At 49.5% G+C, this 17,676-nt stretch carries 16 protein-coding genes; 12 read left to right on the forward strand and 4 right to left on the reverse strand.

What is annotated here, in order from left to right; genetic code table 11:
• Positions 1–264: 264 nt before the first annotated feature.
• From A372_RS0122390 to A372_RS0122420, 7 genes are all read left to right on the forward strand, one after another.
• Positions 265–606: a hypothetical protein gene (locus A372_RS0122390; protein WP_019423143.1), complete on the forward strand. Its 342-nt coding sequence runs from the start codon at positions 265–267 to the stop codon at positions 604–606.
• A gap of 287 nt (positions 607–893) precedes the next feature.
• On the forward strand, positions 894–1,949 hold the full coding sequence (locus tag A372_RS0122395) for a FecCD family ABC transporter permease (protein ID WP_019423144.1): 1,056 nt from the start codon (positions 894–896) through the stop codon (positions 1,947–1,949).
• Between the two features lie 2 nt (positions 1,950–1,951).
• The gene (locus A372_RS0122400) at positions 1,952–2,986 is read left to right on the forward strand and encodes a FecCD family ABC transporter permease (RefSeq protein WP_019423145.1); all 1,035 of its coding nucleotides are present in this window, start codon (positions 1,952–1,954) and stop codon (positions 2,984–2,986) included.
• Positions 2,987–3,037: 51 nt separating this feature from the next.
• Positions 3,038–4,753 carry an ABC transporter ATP-binding protein gene (locus A372_RS0122405; RefSeq protein WP_019423146.1) on the forward strand — a complete coding sequence of 572 codons (1,716 nt, stop codon included), beginning with the start codon at positions 3,038–3,040 and terminating at the stop codon, positions 4,751–4,753.
• Positions 4,754–4,850: 97 nt separating this feature from the next.
• A complete protein-coding gene (locus A372_RS0122410) occupies positions 4,851–5,906 on the forward strand; it encodes an NAD(P)/FAD-dependent oxidoreductase (protein WP_019423147.1) in 1,056 nt (351 codons plus the stop codon).
• 31 nt (positions 5,907–5,937) lie between these two features.
• Entirely contained in the window at positions 5,938–6,753 is an 816-nt protein-coding gene (locus tag A372_RS0122415) for an ABC transporter ATP-binding protein (RefSeq protein ID WP_019423148.1), read from the forward strand.
• A 20-nt stretch (positions 6,754–6,773) separates the two neighbouring features.
• Positions 6,774–7,217, forward strand: coding sequence for a MarR family winged helix-turn-helix transcriptional regulator (locus A372_RS0122420; protein ID WP_019423149.1), 444 nt, complete (start codon positions 6,774–6,776; stop codon positions 7,215–7,217).
• 148 nt (positions 7,218–7,365) lie between these two features.
• Here A372_RS0122420 and A372_RS0122425 read toward each other — a convergent pair whose 3' ends face one another.
• Together A372_RS0122425 and A372_RS0122430 are read right to left on the reverse strand one after the other, a co-directional pair.
• Positions 7,366–8,979, reverse strand: coding sequence for an ABC transporter substrate-binding protein (locus A372_RS0122425; protein ID WP_237728583.1), 1,614 nt, complete (start codon positions 8,977–8,979; stop codon positions 7,366–7,368).
• A gap of 183 nt (positions 8,980–9,162) precedes the next feature.
• Positions 9,163–10,191, reverse strand: coding sequence for an ABC transporter substrate-binding protein (locus A372_RS0122430; RefSeq protein ID WP_019423152.1), 1,029 nt, complete (start codon positions 10,189–10,191; stop codon positions 9,163–9,165).
• 252 nt (positions 10,192–10,443) lie between these two features.
• Between A372_RS0122430 and A372_RS34545 the strand changes: the two genes are divergently transcribed.
• The 4 genes from A372_RS34545 to A372_RS0122450 all read left to right on the forward strand — a co-directional run bounded on the left by A372_RS34545 (position 10,444) and on the right by A372_RS0122450 (position 13,679).
• Entirely contained in the window at positions 10,444–10,941 is a 498-nt protein-coding gene (locus tag A372_RS34545) for a DJ-1/PfpI family protein (RefSeq protein ID WP_019423153.1), read from the forward strand.
• Between the two features lie 75 nt (positions 10,942–11,016).
• Positions 11,017–11,592: an RNA polymerase sigma factor gene (locus A372_RS0122440; protein WP_019423154.1), complete on the forward strand. Its 576-nt coding sequence runs from the start codon at positions 11,017–11,019 to the stop codon at positions 11,590–11,592.
• On the forward strand, positions 11,559–12,566 hold the full coding sequence (locus A372_RS0122445; RefSeq protein WP_019423155.1) for a DUF4367 domain-containing protein: 1,008 nt from the start codon (positions 11,559–11,561) through the stop codon (positions 12,564–12,566). The genes A372_RS0122440 and A372_RS0122445 overlap by 34 nt, the downstream gene beginning before the upstream one ends.
• A 306-nt stretch (positions 12,567–12,872) precedes the next feature.
• Positions 12,873–13,679 carry a DUF4367 domain-containing protein gene (locus A372_RS0122450; RefSeq protein ID WP_019423156.1) on the forward strand — a complete coding sequence of 269 codons (807 nt, stop codon included), beginning with the start codon at positions 12,873–12,875 and terminating at the stop codon, positions 13,677–13,679.
• A 73-nt stretch (positions 13,680–13,752) separates the two neighbouring features.
• On the opposite strand, the gene A372_RS0122455 is transcribed toward A372_RS0122450, so the two are convergent.
• A complete protein-coding gene (locus tag A372_RS0122455) occupies positions 13,753–14,916 on the reverse strand; it encodes an alpha-hydroxy-acid oxidizing protein (protein WP_019423157.1) in 1,164 nt (387 codons plus the stop codon).
• A 375-nt stretch (positions 14,917–15,291) separates the two neighbouring features.
• Here A372_RS0122455 and murC point away from each other — a divergent pair, with 375 nt between their 5' ends.
• Positions 15,292–16,584 (forward strand): UDP-N-acetylmuramate--L-alanine ligase, encoded by a 1,293-nt coding sequence (murC, locus tag A372_RS0122460; RefSeq protein ID WP_019423158.1) that lies wholly within the window; start codon positions 15,292–15,294, stop codon positions 16,582–16,584.
• Positions 16,585–16,646: 62 nt separating this feature from the next.
• Here murC and A372_RS0122465 read toward each other — a convergent pair whose 3' ends face one another.
• The gene (locus A372_RS0122465; RefSeq protein WP_019423159.1) at positions 16,647–17,396 is read right to left on the reverse strand and encodes an MBL fold metallo-hydrolase; all 750 of its coding nucleotides are present in this window, start codon (positions 17,394–17,396) and stop codon (positions 16,647–16,649) included.
• Positions 17,397–17,676: the final 280 nt, after the last annotated feature.

Genomic DNA, 17,676 nt, shown 5'->3' on the forward strand with positions numbered 1-17,676 from the left:
GCAAAGAGTGGACAGTTATCGAGGCTCACTTATTAGTTAGGCCGTAATCTGAAGGCAGCAGATGTTGTATGGTGAACGACATGAATGGTTTGCAGCGGGTTTGCGTGGCGACGTGGAACTCGCTGTTTTCTTCTCTGCGGACCGCAGTCAAGATCGGAGTCCGAAGTATGCGCCATTGGAAATGATACAGTCAAATCCACCGACTCGGTGTCTAAACGGCATGTAGACTGGAAATTGTCCAATGAATCCAGCTGGTTTTGAGCTATGGGTGTGGATGCAGTGTCAAACTATTGGATGAACTCCAACGAAACCGACGGCAAGGTGACATGCGACGCTGTTTCATTGGAGAAAATCCAATGGATGAAACCATTTTATATTGGAGCTGCTGGAGATCATCTTTATTGGGATGGTCTGCTTTTGCATGCATGGAAGTTCGGTGAAACGTGTTGCAGCTCGGCAGGCGTGCGTGACCAGATTGAACTGACGCAGATGTATGAAGGCGGTTTCGCACGATCTTTTTGGATAAAGTTCAAGTTGAGAGAGAAAAAGAGCAGTGGATACTGTACTTTTTATATGATAATGATTATCATTACTGTGATGATTTAATTTGTTGTATTGATAGATCGAAGGGAGATGAACAGTTGAGCAATACATAAGCCTCGATTTTGTACAAAAAAACACTCGTATTTGTCCATTGCTATTTATGTGCGGATTAGCATACAATCTAGTTTGTGAGATTGAGAATCAATATCAGTAATTAGTAGTATGGCATATATGGTTTTAGAAAGGGGCGAACGTCATTTATTACAACGCAACGGGCATGCCCCGTCACGATATCATCGTCTGAGAACGGCGATAAGATCCATATTTCATAGATAATAAAGGTGGCCTGTATGAGTCAAACTGCAAATTCCATTAAAGAAGTGGCAGCATCGCCAACTGTCCAATTTCGGTCTCGTCCGTGGGCGGCCACGCTGATTCTCGCTGGCGGTCTAATTGCGCTGGTGTTCGGAATCGGTTTGTCTGTTTCGTTCGGGGCGGCAGATATTAAACTCTCCGTCGTATGGGAAGCGATCTTTCGCTTTAATCCTGAAATGACGCAGCATCAGATTATTCAAGAACTTCGTCTTCCACGTGTGCTTGGCGGAGCGATGGTCGGAGCCTGCTTCGCCGTCGCGGGAGCGATTATGCAAGGAATGACCCGCAATCCGCTGGCTGATTCCGGATTGTTAGGTTTAAATGCAGGAGCTGGTTTCATGCTGGCGGTATGCTTTGCTTTCTTCCCCGGTATGCCGTTTATGTACCTGATTATGTATTCCTTCTTAGGTGCAGGGGTAGGTGCAGGGTTAGTGTACGGCATCGGCTCGCTTGCCAAAGGGGGATTGACGCCGGTTCGTCTGGTGCTGGCGGGTGCAGCATTAAGTGCGCTGCTATCTGCGCTAAGCGAGGGGATCGCTCTCTATTTCCGCATCGGACAGGATTTGGCATTCTGGTATGCGGGAGGCGTGGCAGGAACAAAATGGTTCCAGCTTAAGATTATGTTCCCGTGGATTGCCGCTGCAATCGTGGGAGCGATTGCATTGTCCCGCTCGATTACGATGCTCAGCCTTGGTGAGGACATTGCCAAGGGACTCGGACAGCGAACGAAGCTAGTCAAGCTGGCGGGCATGATCATTGTGCTCGTGTTGGCTGGTGCGGCAGTATCTGTTGTCGGCGCGGTCGGCTTTGTCGGATTGATCATTCCCCACTTGACCCGGTATTTGGTCGGTGTAGATTACCGCTGGATTATTCCGTGTTCGGCGGTGCTCGGCAGCTTGCTTGTTGTCTTCGCCGATCTGGCGGCAAGGATGGTTAACCCGCCCTATGAGACGCCTATCGGTGCACTCATTGCGCTTATCGGTGTTCCGTTCTTCCTTTACCTGGCGCGTAAAGAAAGGAGAGAACTGTAATTATGGAGAGTGTATCAATCACATTAAGCGAACGCCGCAGAAAAAAACGAGGTATTGCCGTCCTTATTATATTAAGTATTTTAATTTGCATAGCATTTATTATGAGTATGAACACCGGATACATCCGGCTGTCTCCGATGGACTTAATCCGAACGCTATTCGGCGCAGGCACGGACAAACAGAATTTGATTCTGTTCGATTTCCGGTTGCCACGAATTGTAATTTCTGTGCTCATCGGCGCCGGGCTGGCGGTATCTGGCTGCGTGATGCAAGGGATATCCCGCAATGCGCTGGCTGACCCCGGTATATTGGGTATCAATGCAGGAGCGGGATTGACGGTCATGTTGTTCATTTCTTTCTACCCGACTACAGCGGCCGCTCCCGTATTTTTGCTGCCGGTGCTAGCTTTGGTCGGCGCGGGGCTGACTGCCGCACTGATCTATTCGCTTTCGTACAAGCGGCATGAAGGTTTGTCGCCCACACGATTATTGCTTACCGGTATCGCGGTTGCGGCAGGGATTAGCGCGGCGATGATCGTGCTGACGCTCAAGCTGAGTCCGGATAAATATCAATTTGTGGCGACGTGGCTCGCAGGCAGCATTTGGGGCACGAATTGGAAGTTTGTGCTCGCTTTGCTCCCATGGATCGTCGTGCTGCTGCCCTTTGTATTCTACAAGGCACGCGTGATGAATGTACTCAACTTGGGCGATCAGACGGCGACCGGCCTTGGCGCCCCAGTTGAGAGAGAGCGGCTCGTGCTGATCGCCGCGGCGGTTGGCCTCGCAGGCGCTTGCGTCGCAGTGAGCGGCGGCATTGGCTTCGTCGGCCTCATTGGACCGCACTTGGCGCGCCGTCTTGTCGGTCCGAAGCATCAGATGCTGCTTCCTGCAGCCGCTCTAGCCGGCTCGCTCTTGGTCATTACGGCTGATACGCTGGGCCGCTGGATTTTGCAACCATCAGAAATACCAACAGGTATCGTGGTCGCGGTCATCGGTGCACCGTACTTCCTCTACTTGCTCGCTCGGTCCAAAGCATAAACAGTAAGACTAGGGAACTGTATCATTTAAACAGAAAGAGAGGTTGCTCCAATGCTACGACGATTTTTTGCGTATTATCAACCTTACAAAGGGTTGTTCATATTGGATTTCTCCTGCGCGATTATCGCTGCGCTGCTGGAGCTCGCGTTTCCACTCGCCGTGAATCGCGTGGTGGACGATCTGTTGCCGAGCGGCAACTGGAAATGGATTTTATGGGGCTGTCTCGCCCTGCTCGGGATTTATGTCATCTGCTCGGCCTTGCACTATGTGGTGACCTATTGGGGACACAAGTTGGGCATCAACATCGAAAGCGATATGCGCAAGAAGCTGTTCGATCATGTTCAGAAGCTGTCCTTCCGCTTCTTCGATAATAACAAGACCGGGCATCTTGTGTCCCGCATGACGAATGATTTGATGGACATTGGCGAAATCGCCCATCACGGCCCAGAGGATTTGTTCATTGCCATCATGACGCTGGCTGGGGCATTCGGCATCATGCTCGGCATTAATTGGGAGCTCGCCGTGCTGACCTTTATCATCATCCCGCTCATGATTTACTTGTCTCTGTACTTCAGCCGGAAGATGTCGCGTGCCTTTAAGCGCATGTTCTCGGACATTGCCGATTACAACGCCCGTGTGGAGAACAATGTAAGCGGCATCCGCGTCGTGCAGGCATTCTCGAACGAGAAGTATGAAATTGCCCGCTTTACGGAGAACAACGAACGGTTTCGGCTGACGAAGCTGCTCACGTACCGCATTATGGCTTGGAATTCATCGCTCAGCTACATATTAATGAAGCTGGTGTCATTGTTCGTGCTCGTATGCGGCACTTGGTTCGTCATTCAGAAGAACATGACATACGGAGAATTTATCGCTTTTGTGATGCTGTCGAACGTGTTCCTGGGACCGATTCAGCAGATTAATTCGGTAATCGAGATGTATCCAAAAGGAATCGCCGGATTTAAACGCTATTTGGAGCTGCTGGAAACCGCCCCAGATGTGGCGGATGCGCCAGACGCGCAAGCAGTCGAGCATTTGAACGGCAATATTTCCTTCAATGACGTCACGTTCGGTTACGAGAACAAAGACAAGGTGCTGCATGGCGTCGACCTGACGATCTGCGTAGGTGAAACGGTGGCGCTAGTAGGGCCTTCGGGTGCAGGCAAGACAACATTATGCAGCCTGCTGCCGCGCTTCTATGAAGTCGATGCGGGAAGCATTACGATCGACGGCATCGATATCCGGAAGATGACGTTAGAGTCGTTGCGCAGCCAGATCGGCATTGTGCAGCAGGATGTGTTCCTGTTCGATGGCACGATTCGGGAAAATATCGCGTATGGCCAGTTGACGGCCAGCGAAGAAGAGATTTGGGAAGCCGCGCGGCGGGCCCAGCTTGAGGAACTCATTTTGTCGCAGCCGGAAGGGCTGGACACGATGATCGGCGAACGCGGAGTCAAGCTGTCCGGTGGTCAGAAGCAGCGGTTGTCCATTGCGCGCATGTTCCTGAAGAACCCCCCGATCCTCATTCTCGATGAAGCGACATCAGCGCTTGATACCGAGACAGAGGCGGCGATTCAGCAGTCGCTGGCTGAATTGTCGGAAGGCCGCACTACGCTGGTCATCGCGCACCGATTGGCGACGATTAAGAACGCCGACCGCATCGTAGTGGTGGCAGAGCAAGGTATTGCCGAACAGGGCGATCATCATCAGTTGCTTGCTGCAGGAGGAGCATACAGCCGTTTGCACCGGGCGCAGTTTGGCGCATAGTGTGTCAGCTGCACATGATTAAGCGAATAACAAGCAATTCGTTAGGAAGAACGTGCTTCGACTAGATCAAGAATAACGGAGACTTGGAGGCAAGACCATGACCGAACAACTGGAACTGTATGATGCGACCATTATCGGCGGGGGACCTGCAGGGATGTACACCGCGTTCTATAGCGGCATGCGCGATTTGAAGACAAAGCTGATTGAGGCGAAGACAGAGCTCGGCGGACGCATGCTGATTTACCCTGAAAAGATGATTTGGGATGTCGGCGGAGTGACGCCGATATTATGTGAAAATCTAATCGCCCAGTTGGAGCAGCAGGCGAAAACGTTCGACCCGACCATTGTGCTGGGCCAACAGATTACAGAGATGGAGCGGCTCGAGGATGGAACGTTTATGTTGACCGCGGCGACGGGTGAGCGGCATCATACGCGCACGATCATTTTAGCCATAGGGTACGGCATTCTTACGATGCAGAAGTTGGAGATCGAAGGAGCCGATCGCTACGAAGTAACGAATCTGCACTACACCGTGCAGGAGCTGGAGGTGTTCCGGGGCAAGCGGGTGCTCATCTCCGGCGGCGGCAACTCGGCGGTGGATTGGGCGAACGAGCTGGAGCCGATTGCCTCGCAAGTGATGGTCGTGCATCGCCGCGATCAATTTGGCGGACACGAGAAGAATGTCGTGAAGATGATGGAATCGTCTGTGGACGTGCGGACGCTGTACGCTGTCAATCAACTTCACAGCAACAATGGGGATACGATTGAGGAGGTTTCCATTTCTAACGTCGAGACGGGAGAAACGGAACGCTTCGAGGTTGACGCGGTTATCGTCAATCATGGTTTGAGATGTGATTACGGCCCGCTTGCCGAATGGGGTCTGGAGATGAAGGACGATGTAGCGGTGGTGGACGGAAAGCTGGCAACGAACATTCCAGGTGTCTTCGCCGCGGGAGACTTCGTTACTTATGACAGCAAGGTCCGCTTGATCGCAGGCGCGTTTACAGATGGCGCGCTAGCGCTCAACAGCGCCAAGCTATATCTGGATCCGGAAGCGCCTAAGGTGGCGTATGTATCCTCGCATAATATTCGCTTTAAAGAAAAAAACAAACAGCTCGGCTTGGATGACGACGATTACCGTGCCGGCAGATAACGCCGACAGATAATAAGGAAGGAGCAGTGCCATGCAAACCACAAAAGAACGCCTGCATACGTCGGAGCTTGATATTGCCTATGGGGAAACAGAAATTGTGAGTAACCTGAATTTGTCGGTCCCGCACGGGAAGATTACGGCACTTGTTGGCGCAAACGGCTCGGGGAAATCGACGATTCTGAAAACGATGGCGCGCATAATGCGCCCGAAAGCGGGCGGCGTACTGCTCGATGGAGAGTCCATCCACACCAAATCGACGAAAGAAGTAGCCAAGCAGTTGGCTATCCTGCCGCAAAACCCGACCGCGCCTGACGGACTTACCGTGTCGGAGCTGGTTGCTTATGGCCGCTTTCCGCATCAAAAAGGGTTCGGAACGATGACGGCAGACGACAAGAACATTGTCCGCTGGGCGATTGAAGTGACAGGCATGGTGGAATTCCAAGACCGGGCGGTCGATCAGTTGTCCGGCGGACAAAGGCAGCGGGCGTGGATTGCCATGGCGCTTGCTCAGCAGACGGATATTTTATTCCTAGATGAGCCTACGACCTTCTTGGATATGGCTCACCAGCTCGAGGTGCTGCATTTGCTGCAGAAGCTGAACGAAGAGGAAGGCCGCACCGTAGTGATGGTCGTGCACGATCTGAACCATGCTTCACGCTATGCGCAGCACATGGTTGCGATTAAGTCAGGCACCGTCATCAGGGAAGGAACGCCTGCGGAAGTGATGACCAGAAGTGTGCTGCGCGAGGTGTTCACCATCGAAGCGGACATTGTGCCCGATCCGCGAACCGGAGTGCCGCTGTGCTTGCCATACGAATTGGCATCGCTTGCTGCCGCGGGCGCCTGATGTGAAGGGAGGGATAAGACATGGATGCACAATCGCTGTTCGCGATTAGGCAAATTATCCGGAAGTGGCACAGGTATATGAACTGCAAAACGTTCGGAACGAAATATGTGCTGCTGGAGCTGATCGAGGAGCAGGGAACGATCTTCGTAGCTGATCTGGCCAATCGTCTATCTCTGTCCCAAGCATCGGTTGAAGAAGCGCTTCATGGGCTGATCATTAGCGGATTGATTCAGCGGGTTCCAGACAGTGAGATTGCGGTAAAGCTCACGATGACCGGGACCAAATTGGCATCCTCCGCGCGGGATGAGAGACAGAAATGGGCGCAACGTTATTTTACCAACGAATCCGTGCAGGAATTTCAGCTGCTGTATGAATTGCTTCATCACGTGATATGCGAATTGGACTCAGATAACGCGGTGCAACGGCGTAAGCATTATCCCGCAGCTTGTGTGGATCGAGCATAAGCCATCCAAAATGATGCCCCAAAAGAAAAGGCAGCAGGCCTTTTTCTTTTGGGGCATCGTGTTTGCTTGACGCAGCTTTCTAAGCTGGACTAGCTATCATCCGATATACTCGATGATATTCATCAGGTCTGAATTAATTGACAGCACACTATGCACTGCTGTTCCGCAGCAGGCGGGGCAGCATATCAAGCAGCTTCTCTCTTGTCAAGGCATCGCCCGAGTTCCATTTCGCCGCATTCAGCACATACGCGTGACCGTTCCGGACTGCAGGCAGGCCGTGCCAGAGGGAACTATCCATCATATTCTTCGCCGCCTGCCTGGATGCTGGATCGTCGGAGAGCAGCATGAAAATCCGGTCTCCGGCATACGCAGACAACCGTTCGGGTGGAATTTCCATAAACCCATGACTCGCATCCAATATTTTCTGGATTTTGTCTCCTGGCTTGAAGCCGAGAGGATGATATAGTGCCGAAGATAGTCCGGCGGTTCCCATGACAAACAAGCGATGGCCATGCTCGTATATAAAGACCGTTGCCGTCTCACCCGGATAAATGTCGGCCCGCAGCTGTTGCCACATGGCACTTGCTTGGGCATTGTACATGTCCAACCATTGCTTGGCCTCGCGTTGTCTGCCAAGCAAATTGCCGAGCGTAAGCAGGCGTTGGTCGAGCGGCGCGAATGAATCGAACGTGACGGTAGGCGCAATTCGAGCGATTTTGTCGTATTTCATTTCGTCCGTGTCCGCAACGATTATTAAATCGGGTTCAAGCGTAAATGACTTTTCTGAATCGATGGGGAAGCCGACATCTTGCACATTGTGCACTTGGTCTTCATACACCGTGCCATGCATCCAGGTAAACGCTCCCCCGATCGCTTCCACGCCAAGTGCGAGCAGGTCACCGAACGTTTCGCCATGATAAATGACGCGCTTGGGCAGGGCAGGGATCTCCACCTCGTGGCCTGTCCAGTCTGTGACTCGGGTTCTGCCGCGCATGAACCGGGCGTATTGCTTGGGCGTAATGCCCGTCGTCTGCCGGAAACGGCGGTTGAAATAATATTCATCTGTAAAACCGACCCGATGAGCGATCTCCCGCAGCGGCTCGTTCGAGCTGAGCAGCAATTCTTTGGAGCGCTTAATGCGTAATTCCGTTAAATAGTCGAGTGGTTTTTTACCCGTCAATTCTTGAAAGATCGGAGTGAAGCGCCAATAAGGTACATTGGCTAGCTGGGCAAGCTGCTTGACGGTGATGTTCTTCATGTAATTGTTCTGCATGTATTGGATGGTGCTCTCCACCGATTGCGTCGGATTGAACAAATGCTCCGAATGCAGGTTATGTTCGAACACAAACCCCATCAACTCCTGAAAACGCATATGCTGCTTATACCATTCGAGCTCGCATCTGCTATGCTTCTCACTATATAGCTCCTCTATAAGATGCATCAGGCGGGAGAAGGGGTATGCAGTTATTTCACGCCGACCGGGCAAAAGGTCTTCCATATATGTTTTATGCTTCTGCTTCCCGACTTGGATGACGGTGAACTTCACTTGATAGTAGCTGAGCGTGCTGTCGCATCCGCTTTCGATCTGCAGGGATGCCCCGGGCGGAACGAGATAGCTTTTTTCGGGTGAAAAGCGGAAATGATTGTTGTCTATATGTAAACAGCCGGTACCATTGGTGAACACCAAAATCGTATGGTGCTCAGTCGTTATGCTTTCGGATTTACCCGCACTAGGACGGATGATGAATTGGATGTCCGCCAAATGAAACAGCAAGGAGCGGAGCGGGGCGGGGCGGATGCCGGTTGACGGTTCGCCATCTTAGATCATCTCCTTTCAATGGTGAGAATCATTATCAATTAATGATATTGTATTAAAATCAAAGAAGCTTTTCAACTAAAGTTGAAAGCTTCTTGAAAGTTCTATTCCGTGGGCGGGAAGCAAGCCCTACTTCTTCAGCATCTTCAGCATCTTCGGCAGATCCTCCAGCAGCCGCTCCCTTGTGGTCGCGTCGCTGCTCGATTTGAGAATGTCAATGGAGTAGACGTGCCCTTGCTTCACAGCAGGGAGATCAAGCCAGATCTTGTTCTTCATCAATTCTTCAGTCGAGCGTTGGGGCTCTTCCTCCACGGGATTCAAAATAAAGATGCGGTCTCCGGCAAATTCCGGTAACAGCTCCATGGAAATTTGCTTGAATCCTGTATTGGTGTCCAGCAGTTCCTGAATGGTGGCTGCAGGCTTGAAGCCGTTCGGATGATACAGCACCTGTGACAGTCCCGTAGCTGCCATCACGAACAACCGGTCACCGGGATAATAAGTAAGAACGGTAGCTGTTTCACCCGGCATTACCCCGGCAGCTTGGAGTTCTTTCCACATCGATTCGGCTTTGGCGTTATAATTGGCGAGCCATTGTTCCGCTTCCTGTTTTTTGCCAAGTATATCTCCCAGCCTAGGCAATCGTGTCTCTAATGGATCGAACGTGTTGAACATTAACGTAGGAGCGATTTTGGAGAGCTGTTCGTACTCCTTCTCATCCACATTTCCCATAATAATCAAGTCAGGATGCACCTCTAATGTTTTTTCCAGATTGATCGGAAAGCCGAGATCTTCGACATTTTTCATCTGATCTTCATATACATGGCCTTTAATCCAATTCGCAGCTCCGCCTACGGCAGTGACGCCAAGCGGCAGTAAATCGCCGATCGTTTCTCCCCAAAAGATAACCTGCTGCGGTGAAACGGGAATGTCCACTTCATGACCTTTATAGTCTGTATATTTGCGTGTGTCCAACGCGGATTGCTTGTCACCATCCGCCGCTTGTTGCGAAGCAGGGGAAGTGCCGTTTGAAGCGGCTTGTTCGCTTTTTGCCTCCGACTTGCTGCTTGGTTCAGTTGAGGTGCTGCCGCACGCTGCTAATAATGCCCCCATTAATGCGACCGTGCATAGAGCAATGATGGCTTTTCTGGCCTGTTTCATGAGTTCCGTCCTCCATTAGCGATATACATTTAATAGATAATGATTCTCATTATCGACAAAACTATAATATATGATTGTTGAAGGTTACTCAATGGACAAATTCAACGCCTTTATTTTGATTTGTGCAAAAAGAAAGCCGAAGAACATGCAACTGAATCTATGAAAATAGGGGTGGTCCCATCTACAATTGATTTTAAAAACAATTAGCATCCTGCATTAATATTATCTTAGAGAAATAGAAGGGATGATAGAGTGAAATCAGCGATTTTGTTGTACCCGGATTTCAGCAAATACGAAATCAGCATTACGCTTTCTGTGTTGATGAAATCCAACAAGGAAAAGCACTTCATCGGTTTGAATGATACAGTCGTGATGGGGGAATCCGGTTTACGCTGTGTTCCAGACGCTATTATTGCGGACTTCGATACGAATCAACATGATAGTCTCATCATCCCCGGGTGCATGGACTTTCGGCATATGACAGAGGCGGAGGAACTGTTTGTAATGATACGTCGCTTTTACGATCAGGGTCATCTCATAGCTGCGATATCTAGCGCCCTGTATCTATTGGCGAGGTCAGGAATATTAACGGGAAAGAATTATACGGTTGGATTGACGCGGGAAGAAAGAGAGTTTCTGGGCGTATTTGACGAGACTCATTATGAGGACAAGAAGGTCGTGCAAGCTGGCAATATAATCCCCGTCCTTCTGTCAACTTCCTCAATGTTCATTTCAACTGCTTTATCCTGAAATCCGGCATCTATATAGTGTCCCTTTTGCTGCCGTTCAAGTGTTATACAATAGTTAGAAAGGAGGGGCAAGTCAATGGACTCCGTCGAAGAGTGGGTTATGAAGGTGAAAGCGGGCGAAATCGATGAATATGTGCATATCGTTAAGACATATCAGGAGCCGATATACCGATATTGCAGCCGCTTGCTCGGAAGCAAGCATGAGGCAGAAGATGCAGTTCAGGACATTCTGGTAAAGGCATACGAAAAAATAGAACTTTATAAACCAACCGTGAATTTTTCCTCTTGGCTGTACAAAATCGCGTATCACCATTGTCTAAACCTAATTCGCAAACGCGGCAATCAACATAAATTCAAGTGGTGGTTCAAGCAGGATACGATTGCAGAGAGCGCCGAACAGACATTGACGAACACGCTGTTCGGAGAACCGCTGGCTTCGGCTTTGGCGAGCTTGTCCGCAGAAGAGCGCAGTTTGCTTGTTCTGAGGGTGTTTGAGGAGAAATCATTTGCTGAAATTGGAGAGATATTGGGAAAAGGCGCGGAAGCGGCAAAGAAGAAATACGGCCGGGTCAAGCTGAAATTGAAGAAGCTGATGGAAGACAGGGAGGTGAACGAGACATGCGTAAATCCAGACAAACTCTTGAAGATGTGAAGATAAAAGATTATCTAATTGACGATGGACAAGAGAGTATCGATGTAAGCCAACGTGTCATGGAACGGATACATGCCCTTCATGAGCTGCGTAATGGAAAAAGACCGGTTCGATATCGGAAAAAGGCAGTCGTCGTCATCATCTGTATTATTATCGCGCTTACTTCAATTACAGGATATGCAGCTTCCCGGTATGTTCAAATTATGAATCAAAAAGGCGAGATTATCGTGGAAACGAAGGAAATTAGGGAGGAACCGTATGCGCCGCACACAAAGAAATGGAGAGAACTGCTTTCCGCGTATACGGAACGCGTGCAGGAACAGCTAAAGCCGGGGGAACTGGTCGCATATTACGTCCATGACAAAACGATTAATGCCTACGATACTGCGAATAAGGTAAAGACCGAATTCAAACCGATTGTGCATGCCAGCTATGCGGCATTCGCGAATCAGCTTGAGAAAATGTCAGGTCCGCAGTTTATGGAACCGAAATACTTGCCAGAAGGGTTCGCATTTGAGTCAGGCAACGTATTTCCTAGCGCAACGGAAGGGGAGGCGAGCTGGGCTCATCTTAAAAAGCTGGAGCCTGAATTTATACGTGAAGCTGAAACCACGGCCAGCGGGGCCAAATTATTTATCAAGCCGTTGATATGGAATAAAGCGGGCAGCGCGACTGTGCGCTATACGAATGGAACGGATACGCTTATCATGAATGCGTACGAGCGGAAAAACTCAAACTCCCCGGTAAAGACGATGCATCCCAATGGCGTCACAGCGGAGAAGCTGACGGTAAGCGGCCAGGACATGATTTATATGGAGCCGTCAGCGGATGCTGCGGGAAGTGTCCGGTACAAGCACAAACTAGAATGGCTCGACGTGCAGGCAGAGGTGTATTATTCGATATTTGACAATTCAGAGAGTGAACTGTCCAAATCTGAATTCATTCGTATAGTGAAGAGCATGATTGCGAAGTAATCACAACTCATTTACGAAGCGGGATCTGCTCGAATTGGCAGAGAACCTGATGCAGCACATATGGAACTGCGCTCCAATTCATCCGAATCCGCGCCATAAAGATGGCAGAATAGTTGAATATGTGGAACATAAGTGCCAACAAGTTGTTTCAATTAGCACAGACCCCGGATCGAAATCGATCCGGGGCTTCTTCGTTTTGCCAAGAAGCTCAAGAGTGTCCCTTTTACGCAGGTTGAGGTGTTATACATAGCGGGATGAGATTTTAGATTAAGAACTGGCCCATATGGCCGAAAGGAGCACTAAATTATGAATAAAATGGCGAAAATGACGATTGGCAGTGCGGTCTTCACACTGGTGTTCAGCTACATGACAGGTTATGCAGGTGCAGCAGATGAACAGAGCAAACACGCATATAGCGCAACTTTTCATGCGGCAAAGTCCAAAACATCGAATCCTGCAGCCAAGAAAAGCGCCGCGCAGCAGAAAAAAGAAGCGTTGGCCATCTTCCACGCCGAGGGGAAGAAACCGGGCGACCTGTTCGTCCTGTATGATGGATCCGATGGTACGCTATCCTTTAATTACCTTTCACTGAAGAGTTCAAAACTTGATGATTACGCGCAACAATCGGCTAAGTATAAAGCACCTGTGCTTCAGCAGCCGGAAGCATTGCCGGAGGGATATGAATACCATTCGAGTGAAATTACGCCTCCATTTCCGCAATTTCTTAGCGAACCGTATCAGAAGATGTTAAAGGAATTGAAGGCGGAAGCGAAAGGGAAAATGTATTATGCTAAAAAATTGAAATGGAGCGAGGCTGGCGAGTCACAACTAATCTTTTTCAAAGACTCGGACATTATCCGAATCAGCGCCAAAAAGTTGCAACCGATAGCAATCGAATCGACGCGAGTAGCAGGAAAAGGAGAGACGATTGAAAAGTTGAGCGTGAAGGGGATTGACGCCATGTATATTACCGGTTCCGATGTGCTCTATTCGACGATGCTCCAATGGGAAGACGCGGAAAAAAAGTTGCAATACCAAATTTCCCTCTACAAAAATAGTCCGCTGACGAAGGAAGATCTCATCGCGATAGCGGAAAGCATCATGCAGGGGTAAGCTGTCTACGATCTTACACGTTCATTCCGACACTGGCTGAGGCCAGTGTCGATCTGCCGAGAGACCCTTATGGTCATTTCACTTTTATTACCAGTGATTGATCTACTTCTTGAATTGAACTTCGACCTGATATGGCTAATTGCAGCTCAGTTTCTGCAACGAGATGTTTAATGACTTCTTGTACCCCTGTTTCCCCCGCAACAGCTAAGGCGTATGCATAGGGTCGACCGATGAGAACGGCAGTAGCACCTAGAGCGATGGCTTTGAGGATGTCGGCTCCCCTACGAATCCCACTATCCATTAAAATTGGAATTTTACCTTGTATGGACTCGCTTATCGAAGGTAGGGAATCTAAAGTAGCAACCGCACCATCGAGTTGCCGTCCCCCGTGGTTCGAAACGATGATACCATCGACGCCATGCTCTAAGGCCATTATGGCATCGTCCGGATGTGTAATTCCTTTTATAAGTAAAGGCAATCGGGTTTGTTCGCGAATAAAGTCCAGTTTTCTCCAAGTAAAGCAGGTATTATTGCCTTCTTCTAATGCCTTCAAGGCAGCTGCTTTAATGTTTTTGTCCGGCGCCTCTTTAAGGCTCGAGCAAAATACGGGATCTGAAAAATAATTCCCCATTCCGTGTCCAGTAAGAAATGGTAAGTACGCGTTACGTAAATCCGTCTCCCGCCATCCAAGAAGGGTGGAATCCACCGTAACAACAATTGCTGTAAACCCGGAAGCTTCCGCGCGTTTTATAAAACTTTTCGTAAGATCATGATCCTTTGGGGGATAGAGTTGAAACCATCGTACGCTATCTCCCATTGCCTCCGCTACTTTTTCTAAAGGCACACTCGAAACATTGCTAAGTACATAAGGGATCCCCAGTTTAGCTGAAGCCTTGGCAGGGGCCAGTTCTCCGTCGGGGTGAAGAATCGTGTTTACCCCAATTGGTGCTAATAGGATAGGAAAGGGTATTTTATTGCCAAACAGTGATATTGAAAGATCGCGTTCGGTAATATCGCAGCAAACCCTTGGCCTAATTTTGTATTTCTGAAAAGCTTCAACATTACCACGTTTTGTGTCACCCGCTCCTGCGGCTCCATGTACGTAACCAAAGGGAGCTGCGGCTAGAACCTTCTTTGCTTGATTCTCCCACTGATCAAATGATACCGGTAAGAGCTTCGCAGCTTCGTCCCCGCTTTGATATATGTTCATCTGTAAATCTTCGCTATGAATAGTCAAAATGCGTACCTCCATGGTTTTTTTAAAGAGTTGCAGCTATAAGTATTAAAAAAGAGCAGCTTCGTTCTGATAACACATAGTGGAGCATTCATACTCATTTTATAAATTCCCTAAGTCATCGAGGTTTATCCAATACTCGCCATCGGGTGAATGGAGGAAGAATTCGCGCGATTGGAGCAGATGAGCCAGTTCCGCGACAAGCTCACACCGGCTGATGCCGGTGTTTTTTTGCGTGTTTATGGAACAAGGATAAAATCGCATTTGGAAATGGGGAGGCAATTTCGTATAATGTCAATATGCGTTAAGATAGGCAAGCGCACAATTTAGATTGCTACATATAATATTGACATGCGAATTCGTTCATAGGGGGTCACAATGAGCAGCTATCATTTGATTGGGATAAAGGGCAGCGGTATGAGTGCGTTGGCACAGGTGCTGCATGATCTTGGACATGTGATTCAAGGGGAAGACATTGATACGGTAATTTTCACACAAACGCCTCTGGAAGCGCGGAATATCCCGATGTACTCCTTTGGAAGCGCGCCGTTATCGACAGAGATGATTGTCATCGCTTCGAACGCGTACGGTGATGATCATCCGAGCGTAGTGCGCTGCAAAAGCTTGGGCCTTCCCATACATCGATACCACCATTTTCTCGGTGAGTGGATGAAGAGCTATACGAGCATTGCAATTACCGGATCGCACGGCAAGACGACAACGACCGGAATGATGGTTCATGCGTTGCGTTCTATCGAGGCTACATGCAGCTTGATTGGAGACGCGACAGGTAGAGGTGAAGCGGATGCGCGATTTTTCATTTTCGAAAGCTGCGAATACAAACGGCATTTTCTCGCGTATCGGCCGGAAATTGCCGTCATTACGAATATAGATTTCGATCATCCGGATTATTTTTCCGATGTGGATGATGTGCGGCATGCTTTTGAAGAGATGGCTGCCTACGTCGGCAATCAATTGGTCGTATGCGGCGATGATGTGCAAGTGCGGCTGTTGCGTACGGGGAACAAAATGCTGTATTACGGCTTCGCTGAGCATAACGAATTAAGAGCGGCTGGACTCGCCATAGTCAGCGGCGGAGTCGCATTCGATGTATACTGGCGCGATGCCAAGCTTGACCGGTTTACGATCCCGGTGTATGGCCGGCATAATGTGCTCAATGCTTTGGCGGTCATCGGTGTCAGTCTGGTGTTGGGGTTGGATCTGAATGAAATCAAACGGCAAATGGCTACGTTTACTGGCGTAAAGCGCCGCTTCACCGAGACCGAGTGGAAGAGCAATGTCGTCATCGATGACTACGCGCACCATCCGTCCGAAATACGGGCGACGCTCGAAGCGGCCCGGAGCAAGTATCCCGGCAGGAGGATTGTCAGTGTGTTCCAGCCGCATACGTTCAGCCGGCTGGAACGGCTGCTCGACGATTTTGCTCACTCCTTGCGCGACGCCGACGATGTGTTTCTATGTCAAATCTTCGGCTCCGCCCGGGAACGAGCAGGCAGTGTTTCGATTGAGCATTTGCGCGAACGAATCCCGAATGCGCAGCTCATCTCGGAAAACACTGTGAACAGCTTAGGCACCTATGAAGATGCGGTGCTTGTCTTTATGGGCGCGGGAGATATCCAGAAATATCAGCAACGCTTGGTGCGGTTATAAAGAAAAGGGCGGAACCGATAGGGTTCTGCCCTTTATCTTTATTATATGATGAAAGGATTTGATTACACCGCAGCCAACCGGGCAATGCGTTCGTTGACATTTCCTTGGATCACGCCGCCGTGATAGCAGATGACTGTGTCAATCTCGAACTGCGTCAGTTTTTTTAATGAGCTTATCGCGGTGTCCATATCGAGTGAATACTGCGGATTGGGCCCATGCAATTCACCGTCGGCAATGACCATGGCGTCTCCGGCGATAAGGGTTTTGCTCGATTGATGATATAGACTGATATGTCCGGGAGTGTGCCCCGGCGTGTCGATGACGATGATTCCGCCGCAGGAGGGGAGTTCCTCACCGTCTGCCAGCGTCCTGTCAACTTGAGCCTGCGGCGGGTTGGCCAGCATGGCTTTGAAAGCGGTGCGCAGTTGTTCGGGCAGATCGGGGGGAAGCATCGCGTCAGCTTGTTCAACGGCCTCCGCTGTAAGCTTCAGCAACCTCTTGTCACCTTGAATATACGGTCGCTCGACTTCACTGGCCAACACTTCGATCTTTCGGGGCGATTCCTTCAGTATCATAGGCAAGCTACCGATATGATCCAAGTCTTGATGGGTTAAGATGACTGTGTCAAGCTTATCCAAGGCGACGTTGGTCTGCTCCATGGCTTCGCGAATGAGCGGCAATTGACCGGGATAGCAAGCATCTACTAAAATCGCGGTGTCCTTGTCCCACAGCAGAGTAGGGTAAATGGTGTCCTTCTTTCCCATTATGATTGCCGAAATTTCAAGCGTGGCAATTCCGTTGACGATAATCATGCACATTCCTCCGTTATGAGTTGAAATGGGTGGTTTGCAGAGTAAGTATTCCATATCATAAACACTTTCGGAGTTTTGATCAATACCAAATATTTTATCATATCATATATATTTTATTTTGTCAAGTGATGGTTTTGACTGGATGTTTTCCAATGGGGCCACGGTAAATCGCCTGACTGCGGCTTATGCTCCATAACGAATGAAAGTGAAATAGCTAGCATGTGTTTAACGGATTATGCGAACAATGGAAAATGCAAGGTTGGGATCGAGGTTCTCCGTG

The sequence above is a fragment of the Paenibacillus sp. OSY-SE genome, assembly GCF_000283315.1.
GTDB classification, from domain to species: domain Bacteria; phylum Bacillota; class Bacilli; order Paenibacillales; family Paenibacillaceae; genus Paenibacillus_B; species Paenibacillus_B profundus.

Coding starts and splice junctions, on each gene's coding strand:
- A372_RS0122465 (WP_019423159.1), bottom strand. CDS start 17,396: ATGATTATCGTCAACGGAATTGCCACGCTTGAAATTTCGGCAATCATA.
- A372_RS0122445 (WP_019423155.1), top strand. CDS start 11,559: ATGCGTAAATCCAGACAAACTCTTGAAGATGTGAAGATAAAAGATTAT.
- A372_RS0122440 (WP_019423154.1), top strand. CDS start 11,017: ATGGACTCCGTCGAAGAGTGGGTTATGAAGGTGAAAGCGGGCGAAATC.
- murC (WP_019423158.1), top strand. CDS start 15,292: ATGAGCAGCTATCATTTGATTGGGATAAAGGGCAGCGGTATGAGTGCG.
- A372_RS0122450 (WP_019423156.1), top strand. CDS start 12,873: ATGAATAAAATGGCGAAAATGACGATTGGCAGTGCGGTCTTCACACTG.
- A372_RS0122420 (WP_019423149.1), top strand. CDS start 6,774: ATGGATGCACAATCGCTGTTCGCGATTAGGCAAATTATCCGGAAGTGG.
- A372_RS0122415 (WP_019423148.1), top strand. CDS start 5,938: ATGCAAACCACAAAAGAACGCCTGCATACGTCGGAGCTTGATATTGCC.
- A372_RS0122400 (WP_019423145.1), top strand. CDS start 1,952: ATGGAGAGTGTATCAATCACATTAAGCGAACGCCGCAGAAAAAAACGA.
- A372_RS0122405 (WP_019423146.1), top strand. CDS start 3,038: ATGCTACGACGATTTTTTGCGTATTATCAACCTTACAAAGGGTTGTTC.
- A372_RS0122410 (WP_019423147.1), top strand. CDS start 4,851: ATGACCGAACAACTGGAACTGTATGATGCGACCATTATCGGCGGGGGA.
- A372_RS0122430 (WP_019423152.1), bottom strand. CDS start 10,191: ATGAAACAGGCCAGAAAAGCCATCATTGCTCTATGCACGGTCGCATTA.
- A372_RS0122395 (WP_019423144.1), top strand. CDS start 894: ATGAGTCAAACTGCAAATTCCATTAAAGAAGTGGCAGCATCGCCAACT.
- A372_RS0122390 (WP_019423143.1), top strand. CDS start 265: ATGGGTGTGGATGCAGTGTCAAACTATTGGATGAACTCCAACGAAACC.